At 60.1% G+C, this 714-nt stretch carries 1 protein-coding gene; it reads right to left on the bottom strand.

Translation table 11 applies throughout. The features are described from left to right. Positions 1-663, bottom strand: a 663-nt coding sequence (locus FMZ75_RS21215) for an IS6 family transposase (RefSeq protein WP_166146310.1), incomplete at its 3' end; no start/stop codon positions are given. Between the last annotated feature and the right edge of the window lie 51 nt (positions 664-714).

Raw genomic sequence — 714 nt, 5'->3', positions numbered from 1 at the left:
GAGGCGATGCAGGCGGATGGCGATGGCGGACCGTCCCGAAGGTCGGGATGGAACGAAGAGATTGCGGACTGCGGAGAAGACGTCGACGAAATGTTGCAGCCCTCGCCACGATCGGAACCCCTGCATCGCTCGCTCGCGCTTTCGTAATGGGACGTGGGAATTTTCTGCCCGGTTGTTCAAACCCTTGTGCTGCCGATGCTCGACCCCCGGCATGAGCTTGCGGCGCGCCACCGCATAGGAGCCGAGCTTGTCGGTGATCATGCGCCTTGGGCGGCAGCCCTGCTTGTGAAGAAGTCGTTTCAGCAGTCGTTGAGCTGCTTTGGCGTTACGACGAACCTGAACGATTTCGTCGAGGACATATCCGTCCTGATCCACCGCACGCCACAGATAGCGCTTTTCGCCGTTGATCGTGACGACGACTTCGTCGAGATGCCAAACGTCGCGTCGACCCGGCTTTTTGCGCTTCAGGCGACCGACGTATTCGGGTCCGAATTTCTTGGCCCAGCGGCGGACGGTTTCGTAGGAGAGGTCGATCCCACGTTCGAGGAGCATCTCCTCGACGAGGCGCAGACTGAGTGGAAATCGGAAATAGAGCCAGACGGCATGGGCGATGATCTGCGGCGGGAAGCGATGGCGCTTGTAGCTCACGGGTGATTGTTTCATGGCGGGAAGATCGCCCGTGTCGGCTTACCCGCGCGTTAATGTGACAACGCC

It is taken from the genome of Methylosinus sp. RM1 (assembly GCF_011378635.1).
In the GTDB taxonomy this organism is placed as follows: Bacteria; Pseudomonadota; Alphaproteobacteria; order Rhizobiales; family Beijerinckiaceae; genus Methylosinus; species Methylosinus sporium.
Note: the sequence above shows the minus strand (reverse complement) of the source record. Positions and strands in the feature narration are given on the sequence as shown.